The sequence below is a fragment of the Ornithinibacillus salinisoli genome (genome assembly GCF_042684965.1).
Lineage (GTDB): Bacteria > Bacillota > Bacilli > Bacillales > Amphibacillaceae > Ornithinibacillus > Ornithinibacillus salinisoli.
Genome location: NZ_JBHUMI010000014.1, coordinates 364707 through 381681 on the forward strand (window position 1 = coordinate 364707; position 16975 = coordinate 381681).

A 16975-nucleotide genomic window follows, 5' to 3' on the forward strand; every position below is an offset into this window, starting at 1 on the left:
CTTCCGACTACTTTAAAATCACCTTCTTCCTTTTTCTATTTTTCAAAAAATTGTACAAATATATTATATTTGTAATATATTATATAGTCAATTATTTCTGTTAAAAAAGTAACAGGTATATTTACTCATTTATTGTGAATCTTTTAATAATCCGCGAGTTACCAATCCCTTTAGCTGTTAAAAATATATCTAACTTATATTCACCCTGTTCCAATTTTGGCAATGTAATTTCAAATGCTAGTTCTTCATCTGGTGATAAAATTATTTCCTTCAAAACTTGCATAAATGCTCTGCCATCAGAAAATCTATAGATTATCCCTTTTCCTTCCCCACTTATTTCATATTCATATCGTTGACTAGTAGGAAAAAGTATTTTTTCTGGTTTTGTTCCCTTATTTGTTACGACATAACTAAATGTCTTTACCTCACTATAATTCTCTATTTCAGTTAGCGAGAAATCTAGACTATGATCCTTAGTAGATATTTCTGGATTAAACTTTTGACCAGTTTTTTTCCTTTTAAACAATTGCTTCCCCTCCTCATCTTGTTCTTCTATTTCTTCTCTTTCTGCATTATTGTCCTTTCCTTCTGTAAACACTTGGAGCAATAATAGAATGACTGCTATAGCAACCATAAGTAAAATGAAAACGAAGCCCAATATCTTTTTGGTCAACACTTCACTTCCCGTCTTTATATAATATTAAATCTTTATTATTAATTCGCTAAATACTTTGAAAATTCCTAGTTAATATGCAAAAAATAACTTCCAAAATTTGAGTTATTTTATTGCATTAACAGATTCATTGCTTAACTCTTAGAAAAAAGCTTATAAAAATAATCCCGTATCACTTTAAAAATGATACGGGATTCCATATAGAATACTTATAGAACAGCCTCTAAAATTACTTTTACGGCAATAACGCTTCTAACTCACTAGCTACATCCATACTAACTGCTTCTTCTCCACCGAAAATAGTTAATCGCTGTATGTCATTTCCTTCTATTAATTCGCTAACGCCATCTGGAACTTTATTCCCTACTAGAATAATCGCACTATCATTCTTAGCTGCAAGAACTGCGCCTGTTAAGGCATCGGCATAGTTTCTTCCAGTTGATACGTATAGATGTCTACTTCCCACTCCAAAATGTTCATGTACCGCTACATTCGTTTCATAACGGTTTTCTCCAGCTAGTCTTTCCGCTTGCGGAAGATCCGTTAGTAATTCTTCTGAAATAACATCTGGACCACCAACAACAAGTGTCTCTGCAACACCAAGATTTGCAAGAGCTTCCTCCGTTGCAGTCGGTAATTCATCCGTTTTTGTTAGTAGAATTGGCATTCCAACTTCAGCAGCGTGAGATCCGATGGATAATGCATCTGGGAAGTTCCGTCCATTCGTTATCACTACTTGCTCTGCTCCGTCTGGTGCCACTTCCTCAGCGATTAGTGCTGCTGTTTCATATCGTTTTTCTCCAGCAATTCGACGGACATCAAGTCCCGCTTCTTCCAGTTCCGTTACAACGGATTCATGAATAGCTGTAGTTCCACCTAATACAATAACTTCCCTTGCTTCCAATCGCTCTATTTCCCTAAACGTTTCCTCGTTTAGGTCTGCACTTTTCGTTAATAGAATTGGTGCATCTAGCTGATGTGCTAATGGTACACCTGCTAGGGCATCCGCAAAATCATTACCTTGTGCTAAGACAACAACATCGGAAGACTCCCAACCTTCTTTACTAATCTCGATAGCTGTATCATATCTCTTCTCTCCAAAGATACGATCGAGCTGATCGGAAGAAATATATAACTTACCTGGAGCTTCCTGTCTCGTTGTATTTCCAGCTTGATCTGTCAACTCGACTTCGATTACTGCCCCTTGAAGGTCCATATCTGTTGGGACATTCCAAGTACCTTGATAAAATCCTGGTTCCACTTCTTCCATTTCATTATTAGTTGTTGATTGTGTCGAAGAAAGCCCTGGTACTTTAATAGAAAAGCTAGCTTCTCCACCTTCAGCCTCACTCATAAAGCTAATAGTAACTTGATCACCTGGTTTCACAGACTGATCAGCTGCTGGTTGCAGTTCATCAATAACAGGCGCATCAAGACTTACAGTTACTTGTCGTTCCACTACTGTTTCGTTTTCAGCAAGGTCAATAGCAGTAATTTCTACTATGTTTGTACCTGCTTCAAGAATAATTCTTGTAGAGAAATTACCATCTTGAACTTCAACTTCTTCTTCGTTAACCATTACTTTATTCAAGTGTTCATCTGTAACAGAACCCACTACGTCGACAACTTCATTACCAGTAACGAATTGGTCGGTCGGCTCTAGTACTTCTAGTACTGGAGCTTCTCTATCAACAACTACTTGGATCACTTCTTGACTAGAAGTAGTTCCAGCATAGTTATTTGCTTCAAGCGTGAAGTCATATATACCAGCCTCTAGATCAGTAACCTGAACCGTAAAATTATTATTACGATCTGGTGTAGCAGTTGCCAACACCTCACCATCATGGATTATGTTAACGGTACTTCGATATTCCGCTGTACCAGTTAATTCAACGTCTCCATTTGTGATCAAGTCACCTTCCACTGTCCATTCAGGAATGTTTGGAAGATCCTGTGAACCATCTCTTGCCCATTCTACAGCCTGTAAGAACAATTGCTGTCCTTCTTCCGTCCAACCTTGGTTTGGTCCAATCATGTTATTGACAGCAAAAGAAGATAGTAATAGATGCATATGATTTTGCCCTCGGAAATCGTATGCAATTGTCGCTCCTTTATCCTCATCATCAACCACTAGATTAGCTAGCGTAATTCCTTCATAGTTTTCAAAAGTTGCGTATGGACTTTGCTCACTATGAATGTTGATCGTATTCTCATCAAAACCAGAGAATAGTTCATGCTGACCTTGAGGTTCAACGAATACAGCTCCTTCGTCATAGCCTTGGTTCGCGAGTGTAGGACTTCCAAAAACTTCTTCCAATAATTTGATCGACCCATCTACACCCCAAGTGTCGACAAAGATTAAGCTTGTCTCATATTCATCCGCTTTTTCAATCAACTCGTTTAACTGCTCTACTGTACCATCATTCGAGTTAACAATAATCACCCGGTAATTGTATACATCGTTAACAATATTCCAATCACGATTCTGAGCAGGAAAATCATTTTCTTCAAAGAAGCTTTCTAGGCTTCCTTTCACATCACCAACAACAGCGATATTAAATTCACTTAGTGTATAGTTGCGTTCTACATCTTCCCCTTCTGAAATCGTTAATGTCTCTGTTATAGACTGGTATCCATTTGCTTCTACTAATAGCTCATATTCGCCAGCTAATAGCACATCAAATTGATAGTAGCCATCAACATTAGTTGTCTGCACTCTTTCTTCATTTCCATCCATCTCAGTCAGGGTAATCTGTACTTCTTCAAGCCCGTTTCCATCAATATCTGAAATTTGACCGGAAAGACTCATTCGGTCAGTTTTTTCTAATTCGAAGTTCAATTCTACTACATGTCCAAGATCTTCAATCTCTATTACCTCGGATGCTGGGGTGTAGCCTTTTGCTTGAACTTCTACTTCGTGTTCACCAATTCCAACACCTAACGTGTATTCACCATTACTATTTGTTTTCGTTGATAGGCCTTGTTCATCAATAGATACTGTTGCACCTGCAATTGGTTCCCCATCCACATCCTTGACTGTGCCATTTACTTCACCTAGGCTAGCTGAAATGGCCCAGTCAATCGCGTTAATATAGATTTGTTTGGCATCTTCAGTCCATCGATCGTCAGGATAACCATAGCTTCCAATATGCAAGCTACCTAATAGAACATGCACACTACTAGAAGTTCTGAAGTCATAGGCAACCCCACTTCCGAGTCGACCTTCGTCATAGTGAGTTACATCAGCTATCGTTGTTCCGCTATAATTTTCAAAGGAATAATATTGTTGCGTGGATCCATCTCGTTCCGCAACTTTTATTTGTTCTCCAATTTCAAACCCTTCAAATATTGGATGTTCCTCAAGAACAGTAAAATCAATATAGTTATCCACAAAGTCACTAGTATCTGTTTCTGGGTCACCATAGAAATCAGACAAATAACGAATTGTTCCATTATTCCACTGACCAGGGAAAATCATGCTTATGCCATATTCATCTGCCATGTCAATAAATTCTTTGAATTTTTCTTCCGGCGTACTTGATGTATGTCGATCATTATAAATGATCAACGCATATTCATCCATTTGATCCATTAATTGATCAATTTCTGAATTCAACCAGAAGTCAGCCTCATACCCTTGTTCTTCTAAGAATGGAATTGCTCTATCTTCATTTAAAGAAGTTGACACAAAAGCTATTTTTTCAGATATAGATAGATCAAAATTTAATGTCAGTTGTTCATTATGAACAACATCAGCTGTTACTACTTGTGGTGTGTATCCATTTGCTGTAACACGCACCTGGTATTCACCAGCTGGAGCATTGATTTCATAGTTTCCATCTTCATCTGTTGTAGCTTGTAGTGGTGTTCCTACTAATTGTACTTTAGCATCTTCCAGGACATCACCAGTATCTTCCGCTTTAACTTGACCTACAATAGAACCTGAGTTGTCTGCAGTTAGTGTAAAGGTTTGTTCTAGTACTTCACCTTGTATTACAGTAATGTCAAAGCTTTCTGTCTCATGTCCAAAAGCATCAAAAGTTAACGTATACGATCCATCCTCTAAACCAAGGAAGAATGATCCATCTTGTTCTGTATCAATTGTATACCCTGTTTCTTCAACTGTTACCGTTGCAAATACTTCATTTTCTAGATTATTGGTAACAGTTCCATGCACTTCTCCGACGAGAGGTTCTTTATTGTCCAAAGCAAAGGTAATTGCATTGTTAATAATTCTCTCACGATCCTTGTCAAAGTAATCATTTGTAAAACCGTAACCAAAGGTCATTGTAGATAGAAGTACTTCGACACTGTTCAATGTACGCCCACCTACAGCAACAAAGGAACCTAAATCTCCTTGGTTTTCATTAGCTACTGTTGCGAGTGTTGTACCGGTGTATCCATCAAATCCGTAATAATAACCATTTTCAAAGGTGAATTCACCATTATCATCGAATTCTACTCCTTCCAAAATTGGATGATCTTCTGCTAAAGTAGCTGTCATTGTCCGATTAGATGATGGATTACTACCAGCATATTCTATTTCCGGATCACCGAAGTAATCAACAAGGAATCGAATCCCACCTCTTGGACCACTACTACCTGTCCAAATCACTGGCGTTTCTGTTCGATCTAATTCTTGCGTAAATGCTACAAATACATCTTCTTCTGGAATTAGATTGTTATCATAATCAGAATTGACAAAGATTAAATCCATATCGCTTACTCTTTCAAGGTCAGTAAAGAATAAGTCTTCAACAATATATCCTCGTTCAGTTAAATAATCTGTCACAGATAGGTATCGAGATCCATCCGTATCTACAATAACACCAACGGTCGGGGATGGCTTCATCGTCCGTTCGATTGTTGTCTCCTCACCGGCTTTAACATCTACATCAAACTCCTGTAATACATACCCATCTTTTTCAACCACTATCGTATACGTACCAGGCATTAATCGTTCAACAACAAAATCTCCACTTACATTCGTTATTGCCTCACGTGGCTGATCAACAACATTGATATGCGCATCTTCAATGCCTTCTAGTGTGTCTTCATCAATAAAGGTTCCCGCTATTGAACCGACATTTTGATCCACTACCATTTCAATTGTAAGTGCTTCTAGATTTTCATCAACAGTTACAATCTCTGTATGGGTTTGATAACCAAAAGAATTGACTTCTAGTTCATAATCACCATCTAGACTTCCAATGTTAAAGTACCCAGTTTCAGGATCTGTTGTAGCCTCTTGCTCAATTTCACCAATTACTTTCACTTCAGCATCTAACGGATTCCCTTCTTCATCTGTCACATATCCTTCAACAACATTGTATTCAATAAATGCCGCCCAAAGGATTGCATTAAGAAGTATTTCATTTCCTTTGGCAGTATAATCATCTGTACCATGTGTAAAGGAAGTACCATGTCCACTCATTAATAATTCCATACTTCCCGCAGTACGTGGTTTGTATGCTACCCCTGTGCCATGCGTATCTTCATTTCCACCATGTGTGATATCTGCCAATGTATATCCGGTATACCCTTCAAAAGAACCAACGCTACTAGCTGACGGAGTAAGTATTTCTACAAATTCATCAGCTTCAGCATCTCCAAAAATAGGATTAGTTTCTTCAACAAGATATCCTGCTGAACTACTTGTATCACGATGTGTTGTACGTGTTTCAGGATCGTTGAAGTTTTCTACGAGATGATTTATTCCCGAACCTGACCAATACGTATCACCGTAAATCACACTAACTTCATGCTCATCAGCAAGTGCTATAAACTCCTCTAGCTGTTCTTTTGTAACACTTAAGGTTGATTGCTCATTAAAGAACACGACATCCAAGTTAGGCAACTCTTCCATGGCACCAGCAAGGTCATATTCCTCTGCTTCAATGCCTACTTCACTTAAAACATCTCTAACCGAACCAAAACTATAGTCACCAACTGTTGCTACTCTCGGTTCAGGATATAGTTCTATATTTAATGAAATTGGTTCGGCACCAACTTGCAATGTTTCGGAATAGGTAACATAATCACGAAGTACAATCTCCATAGTATATGTTGCCTCATCCAATCCAGTGATTTCATACGCCCCAGAAGTTGTACTTACTTCTTCAGCGACAAGGTTACCTTCTTGATCATATAAGTCTATTTCAACGTACGGAACTTGTTGACCAGTTACTCTATTTGTAATTTGTCCCGAAATGGTTCCACTATTAGAAACAGACATTTCTACATTTTGCTCGACAGGCTGTCCCTTTGTAAATTCAACCGTATCCTCATAACTCGCAAATCCTGATTTCGTAAATGATACAGCATATGAACCTTCATCATGTAATAGCTCATACGTTCCATCTTCACTGGTTGTCGCTGTGACACCTGTATCTACTGCTTGGACCGTTACACCTTCTAAAGGATTCCCTTCATCATCTGTGACGACACCTGAAACTGTTCCAAATTGGGCATCCTCTAATAAGTAATCGATACCGTTTAGAAAGATCTGCTGCTGTACAGATGTCCAGCCATCAAATGGTGAAACCCAAGGCGATGCTGCATGAGTAGATAGTAATAGATGTGCACTCTCTTCTGTAACACCTTTATAAGCTACACCTGTTCCTTGTATCCCTTCATCAGACGGACCAACTGAAGCAAGATTACGTCCTGAATATTGGTTAAACCATGCTGCATATCCATTCGTTAGAGTTGTATAAGTAACTCCAGAATCAATCCCATCAAGAATAGGATGCTCTTCATCAACCTGAAGAATGACATTATTAATAGACGACGTGTCAGACCCCTCTTGAGCTGGATCACCTGTATAATCGGATAAATACTTTATAGAACCATAGCTTGGACCCCAAGTATCTGCGAATACAAGGCTTACATCATGCTCTTTAGCAGCAGCGATAATATCGAGAATTTGTTCTTCTGTCGGTTTCGGACCATCAGATGTATAGGCACCATTTAAATACACTACTTCAAAATTTCCGATATTGTCGATGATTTCCCAGTCATGTTCTTCAGCAGATATTTGGTTATTATTTAAGAAACGGACAATTTGTCCATCCATATCATGCAGTACTGCTACTTCAACTTTAGAAAGACTTTGTGTTAATTCAGTCTCCTCCCCAGCTTCAATCGTAACAGTAATAGTATCTGCAACATATCCTGGCAATGCTAATGTTACTTCATATGTTCCTTCAAATACTTCATCAAAATAGAATGAACCATTCGCACCTGTTGGTGTATCAAGTGGTGTATTCTCTACTGTTACTGTAACACCTTCAAGCGGATCACCAGTTCCCTCATCAACTATTTGACCTGTAAGTGAACCGGCATCTGCAATTTCAAGCTCATAATCTTTTGCTATTTCATATCCAGATATTACATTAACTTCCTCCACTATTTGCTTATAACCATAAGCCATAACTTTTAGTGTATAATTTCCAGGACGTGTCTGTAATGAGTAATTTCCATCAGTATCCGCTTCTACAAATTCACCAGTTTCCATGATTTCCACTCTTGCTTGAACTGGATTTCCATTTGTATCCACAATATTACCCACCACTGTTCCCGGTGAATTAAAGCTAGTTACTTCGCTATAATCCGCAGTTACAACCTGACCATCCGTCAATGCTACCCCTGCGGTACTTACATCACGTAAGTTGTATGTGTATAGCTTTTCTCCTGCATATACGTCATACACATTTAACTTGGAAGCCAGATCCGTTACAAACAACTGTCCATTACCAGAAACAGCTCCCGTGTTTACAATCGTGCTTCCATTCTCTACTTCCCAAACAAGGTCCCCATCTTCTTTATTAAACGCTTTAATAATCGGATGTACAGCTGAAGTTACGATGACAAGATCATCAAAGACGATTGGTGAACCAGCCTCGGAGTTACCAATCCCACTAGCACTCCATAATTCTTCACCTGTTTCTGAATCAAATGCTCTTAAAGTACCTGATTCATTATCAAAATTTGAAGTTGATGCATAAATTACACCATCTTTAAATACTGGGTTAGCAGGAAACCCTTCACTTTCTAGTGTAACTTGCCAATTTATGGAACCATCTTCAAGCGCCAAAGAACTTAGGGTCTTCGAATCATAGGTACCGACATACAAACTATCGCTTCCTAATACCGCTCCGAAAAAGGCACCATCCCCTATTTCTTGCTCCCAAATTTGGTTTCCAGTTTCTGCGTCTAATGCAATTGTTTTTGCATTTTCATCCATATACGAGGAAATGTAAAGTACACCATCATGATAAATTGGTGCTTCATAAACAGCTGGATAATCTACTTCAGCTGTCCATTTCTTCATTCCTGTTTCTAATTCAATGGCATGGATCGAGTAATCCCCACCGCCCGCAACATAAACGACTCCATCTACAACAGTCGGCGTCGATCGGTTCGTATTACCAGTACCTATTGTCCAAATTTCTTCACCTGTATGCTGATCTAATACAACAATATTTCCACGGTCTGTTGTAAATACGACTTTACCTTCTGCGATGACCGGTGAGCTAAAGATAACCTGTCCTGGTGTTTGATAAGACCAATTCTCTATTAAATTTTCTGCGTCTACTTCTGCATCCGTTACCGCATTCCGAGCATTATTATTTTTCGAAGTTGTCCAATCTTCTTCCGCTTCAATCGTAATTCCCTCTACTTTTACATTTAGCTGGACATTTCGATTGACGACAACTGTTTCCGTGACTTGTTTTAATCCTTTACCACTGATAACAATGGTATATTCATCCTCTGGGATACTAGGAATTGTAAATTCTCCGTCTGCATTTGTTCTAAATGTGTTAAGTGGTGTATCTTTCACACGAACATATGCAAAAGCAGCTGGATTGTCATTTTCAAATGATACGGTACCTGTTACATCGTAACGTTCCGCTATTTCCAACGACCAATTATTTTCTTTAGTTTCACCTTTCACGATTTCAACAGTCACTGTTTTTGTATGATAACCAAATGAAGTGACCTCAACTTCATGAAGCCCTTCGCGAAGTTTGAAGTCAAAGACTCCATCCTCACCAATGGCAACATGAATATCTTCTTTAGGTACCGATACCATACCTTCGATAGGGTTTCCTTCTTCATCGGTTAAAGTACCTGTTACATCCCCTGCATAAGCAGCTTCTGTGACCGCTTGATACACATTAACAATACCATGTCCAAAATTATCATTAGGAAGTTCACCCATATGTGCTTCCGTACGAGCTGTTCCTTCCAATAAATTCATTACATCATCAATTGATAAATCAGGATTACTATCTAAAATAAGTGCGATTGCACCTGCTACATGCGGTGTTGCCATCGAAGTACCACTTAAGGTCCCATACCCACCATCAGGTAACGAGGAATAAATCTCATGCCCTGGAGCAGACACTTCAGGTTTTACATGATATTCTTCTTCCCCATCTTCATTTGTCCAGTATACTGGACCACGGCTTGAGAACGATGCTATTTGGTCATAGCGATCTGTTGCACCGATTGCAAATGATTCTGGAAAGCTTGCTGGAGAACCTATTGTTCCTGCACCAGGCCCATCATTACCAGCAGCAAAAAGTGGAAAAATCCCAGCAGCTACCCAGGCTTGTACACCTTCTAAAAACTCGGTACGATACGTATCCGCACTTCCCCATGAATTATTTACAACATCTGGCGCCATTGATGGATCTCCACCAGGAGCTAAAAACCACTCAAATGCTTCATGTATAGCAGATGCTGTTGTACCTCCCCCGTCATTAAAGATTTTTGCAGCAATCCACTCTGCACCAGGAGCAACGCCTACCGGCTCACCTTCTCCTCCACCTACAGCTGTTCCGGCTACATGTGTCCCATGACCATTTCCATCTGTTGGCTCCGAATAATCATGACCAGATAAATCTATCCAAGAATATTGATGATTTCCGTCACGACCACGATAGTTTTGACGAAGCGCTTCATGATCTCCTTGAACACCTGTATCCATGATTCCAACTACAACACCTTCACCCTGGAGGTCATATTCTCCCCAAACCTTTGTAGCAAAGATTTTTTCCAGTCCCCATTCAGGCAGGCGAGGTTTTGTATTTTCTACCTTAAATTCAGGAGCTTGAATTTCCACATCTAAGGTGATTTTTTCTACATCATCTCTTTGGGCAATCTCATCCAGTGCCCCTTTTGAAATAGTGGCAGTAACACCATTGAACACCCAAAATTGTTTGATATTACTTACTTTATTATCTTTTTCTAAGCTTTCTAACTGGGTTACTAGATTTCCTTGTGATTCATCAGCAACTCGCTGTAAGCTGTTTACAACCGATTCTGTTCGGTCGTCTTTTCTGTTTACATCAGATAAACTGCTAAATAAATTATCCATGTCAACTTTGTCTTTTAATCTAATAATTACATTCGCAGTTTCTGATTCATCAAGTAGATTAACAATCTTAGTATCTACTTTTCCATCCATTACAAACTCTTCTTGTTCTTCGGCAGCTTGTACTTCCTCAAATTCTAGGCCATCTACCAAACTCGAAATAGTGGCTGTGGATGAATCGTTACTACTTTTTCCCGTTTCTAATTGTTTCTCTACTTCATTTTCTTTTTTCTTTTCTAGTTTAATTTCATCCTCTACGCTAAGTTCTGGTGTAGAAGTTTGTGCACTACTATACTGAGGTAATATCATTGAAGTCATGAGCAGAATTATTAAAAATAATGAAATCCTTTTCCTAAACCTTTTCTTTCGACTACGACTCAAGCTAATAACCTCCATGTTTTATTTTTGCTTACTAAAAATAGTTGATTTGGATAATTATTATTTCTTGATATAAAATTCCCCCTTTCTCGCTATGAAGAACAAATGGATAACACCTCCTTAAAACTTTATACTTTTATAAGAGTGGATAGGGAATCGGCAAATAGTCGATTCCTAATCCATTGAATAAACTAGTTTAGTAGATTTTCCAATTCCTCATACACTTCATCAGAAACTGCTTCAGGTCCACCAAGAATTCGTAAGTGCTTGACATCTTGTTCTTGCAAGAACTCTTTGGTACCCTCTGGAACTTTATCATTAGTTAATAAAATTCCTGCTCTATGTTTTGCCGATAAGGTCGCACCTGTTAATGCATCAGCAAATTTCTTTCCAGTAGCAACATAAACAGTTGAAGTCTGAGGTAGAAAGTAATTAAACAATGCTATATTAGTTTGATAGCGGTCAGACCCACTAATGCGGATTGGATTCGGTAATAGGTCCAATACCTTACTATCTACAGCGGATGGTCCTCCTACAACAATCGTTTCAATTACGTTATTAGCTCCGATAAAATCCACTGTTGCTGTAGGCAGATCATCCTTGCTTGAAAGTAGAATAGGAATTTCCTCTGTTGCTGCAAAAGTTGCTACGGATAACGCATCTGGAAAATTCCATCCATTCACAACAATTGCTTGATTGGTATCAAAATTCAATTTTTCGGCTATTAATTTTGCTGTTTCTGCCCTTTTCTCACCAGCAATTCTATCTACTTCTAGACCAGAATCTATTAATTCGTTCTCTACTTGCTTATCAATCGCCATTTTTCCGCCTAATATTATTACTTTCTTTGCTTGAAGACGCTCTAATTCATTCTTGGTTATTTCGTTTAATTTAGTTGACTGGGTTAATAATACTGGTGCATCTAGTTGATGCGCTAACGGTATTCCTGCTAAAGCGTCGGCATATACATCCCCTCTAGCCAAAATAACAGTATCTGATGTGGACCAACCAAGTCTGCTTATTTCTACTGCTGTTTCATATCTATTTTCACCATAAATTCTAGCTATTTGATCTCCGACATATATTACACCGTCAGTCTTTGCATTCGATTTATTCCCAGCTCGATCTTCTAGTTCTAAATGGAGAGTAGCTTGAGATATATTATCGGATGGTGTCCATTCTGCCTCATAAATAGTTGGTTCTACTTCTACCATCGATAGCTCATCAACTGTATTTTCGTCTTCATCTTTGACAACAATTGTTGCAGTTCCTTCACTCGTATCAGTAGTCACGGAAACAGTCAGTGCTTCACCTGGTATTAGATACTCATCCTCATTTGGAGTGATACGTATTATTTCTGGTGCAATTGTATCTAGCTCAACCCCCAGTGTTGTTTCGGTACTATTTCCAGCTAGGTCAATACCTACTACATTCACACTATTATGTCCTTCTGAAAGCTGTATTTCATATTCAAAGCTACTGTCTTCTTTAACCTCAATACGATCACCATTGACCATAACACCATCTAAATTCGGATCACTAACGTCACCATAAAGTACTATCGTCTCTTCATTGGTACTGGTAGGGAGGGACTGTACATTAAGTTCCGGATCTGTAACATCTTGCACTACAATTAACACTTCTGAAGCATCTGATTCTATCCCATTATTTGTAACCGTAGCTGTAATTGTATTTTCCCCTTCTTGTAACGGTACTCTGAAGCTGAACGCATTATTGCTTGATTCACCGGTGTTAACTTCTACACCTTTATTGTAAATTGTTACTAATCCATCCTCTGTAACGCTACCAGTTACTTCATAGCTATCTTCATTCGTATAATTAATATTTGACGTATCATCTAACACCGGTGCACTTGTTACATATTCCACATGGGAGCGAATCATAAAGTTGCCATATTGCTCCCCCAATTTATCAAACGTTCCTGTATTATCGACAATGTAGGTTCGATCGGAAAATGGTCCACTCTCATCAACGCCTATTCCCGGAGATTGAGTAGATTCATTCGTTTGAAGCATGACGACATAATAGTCTTGATCGGTCTTAAAATTATACTCATTTAAATCAACGTAGTTCCATTCTCCTCGGATTCCTTCAACTGATTTTGGTTCAAATACACGTTGCCCTGGATTACCATCTTCATCACTGTCATAAATTGTGACGGAAAATTCATTACCGCCAGGATATGGCCAATCCTCTCCCCATAAATAAAAGCTTGCCCCTGTGACAAACGCGAATTGATCTGGAGTCATTTTCGTGACAAATCCATAGCCAGCTTCATTGAATACCCGTGCATTATCAGGAATTCCATCATCATATTTAATGGCGTTTCCTGGAAAACGATTTAACTCGACATCTAGTTGTGTTGTTTCTCCTCCAACAACATCTATTGCAACTTGTTCAAATTGATAGTTATCCAATGCAACCCGTAATGTATAGCTTCCCTCAAGTACATTGCTAAGTGTACTTACGCCGTTACTATCTGTAACTGTAGATGAAATTCTACTATCCTCTAATACTTCTATACTCACACCTTCCAACGGCATTTGATTTTGGTCTACTACAGTTACCTCAATCTCACCTTTTGGAATCTCCTGGAGAAGGAAGTTTTCTTCTATTGTCTCTTCCTCACCTAGTTCAAATTCAACTTCCTGGGAATAATAACCATACGCCTCCACTTGCAATGTATAGCTTTCTCCATTAGTGGGACTATGAAGAATATTGTAGGAACCATCGCGAAGACTTGTTTTTGTTGTTTTACCAGTTTCTACAACCGTCACTGTAGCTTCTGCCGGCAATCCCTCTGGAACATTATAGATAGTTGAACTACTATCTATTGAACTATCATCTGTAATTAGGTCATTAATTTTTACTGCTTCTTCCGAAATTGTACTTCCTCCAATTGCTGAATCGGAAATGGATAGTTCATCCAGATACCAACCTGAATGATTAACTTGATTATCCGTTTCTAGTAAGAAAGCTATGAAAACCTGGTTTTCAGAATTGGCATAATTTGATAAATCAACAGTGAAGTCCTTCCATTCTCTTTCTCTTCCTGAAAAAGACTCCACCTCATACCATTCTTCTGAATGAATATCGTCAGTTACATAAATTGTTCCATAATCATACGTATATTCAATATCAAACCAATGCTTCATTGATAATGAAGCCGCTTCTACATTCCTTAAATCTAATGGAGGAAGCTGTAGGAAACTTTCGGATTGACTGGAGTAATTACCTTCTAGATTCGTTCCGACAACATTTTCTCCATCTGTTGGAACTGGCCCCACTATCGGGACTCCTCTCTGCCAATCTTCTGTAAGCAACATTCCTTCTAGCTCTGATTCAAAACTATGGTCAAATGATTCGCTAGGGTCTATTCCAAATGCCACCTCTACATTGTAAATATCCGTTTCCGTGACATTCCCACTAAAATCTGTCGCCTTTATCATGTACTGAAATCCAGGAACCTCCACAAAATCTGATGGAACAGTAATTTCGTAATGACCATCTAAATAGTTTCCACCTACATTTTCAAATTCCACAATTTCCCAATCAACTGTTTCTTCCTGCCTTACGTATAGTTCCGTTTTTACAACAGAAATATTATCTCTAACTTGAGCTTCTAATTGAAAATCCAAACTTTGATAAGTAAATAAATTAGCTTCATGAGTCATTTCTGGCGGCTCTTCATCATTACCTTCTTTTAAGACGGTACCGGTTATGCCACCAACTCCTGAAGCAACAGTAGATACTGCTCCATAAGCATTTACGAGGCCATTACCATATCCAAAGTTTGGTGTGTCTGGATATTGATTATCCGTCAATGGTGTTGCAGTACTATTCATAATCTCTTCAAGCTCATCCACTGTTAATGACCCATCTACTGAACGCAACAATGCTGCAACTCCCGAAATATGCGGAGTTGCCATAGATGTCCCATTCCATCCACCTTGGTAGCCACCTGGTACAGATGATCTTATATTGACACCTGGTGCCGCAATATCTGGTTTTAAATCACCATTATACGGACCTGGTCCTACATTGGAAAAGTTCCCTCGCAGATTGTTCATATCAGTAGCACCAACTGCATAGCTTTCAGGATAGTTAGCAGGAGCCGCTACCTTTGCTGGGTAATCATTTCCAGCGGCAAAAACAGGAAGGATTTCAGCATCTCTCCATGCCTGTACCATTGGTCGATACCATTCATCAATACCTGGCCCTCCACCCCAGGAGTTATTGATAATATCCGGTGCAAGACTAGGGTCATCATTTGGTGCTAACATAAATTGTCCCGCTGCAAGTAACCAGGATTGTTGCCCACCATCTACCGTAAATGCTCTTGCTGCAATCCATTTCGCCCCAGGTGCTACACCAATTTTATTTTCGCCATTTGGTTCTTGACCTAAAATAGTTCCTAAAACATGTGTCCCATGAGGTTGGGATATATCATACGGCATACCCTGACCTTCAACAGCATCAAACCAATTCCCTGTTGGATTCGGATTGTTAGGGTCTAATGAGTTGTACCCACGCCAGCTTCCCTTTAATGCTTCATGTGTCCAATGCGCTCCCGTGTCAATGGTACCTACAACTACTCCACTACCATCTACACCGTATTCATTCCAAACTTGAGGGGCGTCAATGTGATCGATATTCCACTCAACACTGGGATCATCACCATTTGCTTGGTAATTGTTATCCGCTTTTGAAAGCATTTCCTCTTGTTTATTTTTAGAGATTGTCGGCCAGTCGACTTCAATCTTCTTATCCAGAGTAATCCTTTTTACTTCAGGATTTTTCTTTATTCGATCGACCACCTCTTTTGTTCCCTTTACATAGACCACGTTCATAATATAAAAACTTTTTATATCTTCTACTTGTGGACTTGTAGCAAGTTGATCGAGTAAATTCTTTTGCGTTTTTTCTGCTGTTTGTTTTAGGGAATCGACTACGGCATCCCTAGTTACTTGTTTCGCTTTGGATGAAAGTAGATTTTGTTTTTGTTTATATTTTGATTGCCTCGCAACCTCTGACGTATCTACTTGCTCCTTCATCTCTACTAAAATCTCAACATACTCCCTTTCTTTAAATGCGTCATAAACCTCATCACTTACTGATGCTTTTTTTTCAGACATTTTATTCGACTTACCTTGTTCTTCCGCTTCAACTAGAGGGATAAGGGTACTGAAGATTAATAGAAAGGATAAAAATAAAGCTAATAAAGACCGCATTTCTCGTTTCTGTCTCATGTATTCACTCCTTTTATGTTTTTACGTTTTTTGATTTTTATGAAATCCACCTTCCAGTACTAATGTTTCTACATTATTCTGATTTTTCCTCCATAAAACTATATAAAAATTTAGAAATTTTAAAATATACTGCTTTTGACCTATGTTTTCTAGTTTTTTCTACAATTTTCTTAGGGAGATTTTATGGTTTTTTTACAAAATATCCCTTTAACGGGATACAGAATTTGTAAATCATTATCGATAGCATACAAAAAAGACTCGTCTCAGTAGACG

General features: G+C 38.6%; 3 protein-coding genes. All 3 read right to left on the bottom strand.

The window, feature by feature from the left end:
• Positions 1-121 precede the first annotated feature (121 nt).
• The 3 genes from ACFSTA_RS09060 to ACFSTA_RS09070 all read right to left on the bottom strand — a co-directional run bounded on the left by ACFSTA_RS09060 (position 122) and on the right by ACFSTA_RS09070 (position 16702).
• Entirely contained in the window at positions 122-673 is a 552-nt protein-coding gene (locus ACFSTA_RS09060; RefSeq protein WP_377556297.1) for a BsuPI-related putative proteinase inhibitor, read from the bottom strand.
• A 235-nt stretch (positions 674-908) separates the two neighbouring features.
• Entirely contained in the window at positions 909-11435 is a 10527-nt protein-coding gene (locus ACFSTA_RS09065; protein ID WP_377556298.1) for a carboxypeptidase regulatory-like domain-containing protein, read from the bottom strand.
• A gap of 188 nt (positions 11436-11623) precedes the next feature.
• Positions 11624-16702 (bottom strand): cell wall-binding repeat-containing protein, encoded by a 5079-nt coding sequence (locus tag ACFSTA_RS09070; RefSeq protein ID WP_377556299.1) that lies wholly within the window; start codon positions 16700-16702, stop codon positions 11624-11626.
• Positions 16703-16975: the final 273 nt, after the last annotated feature.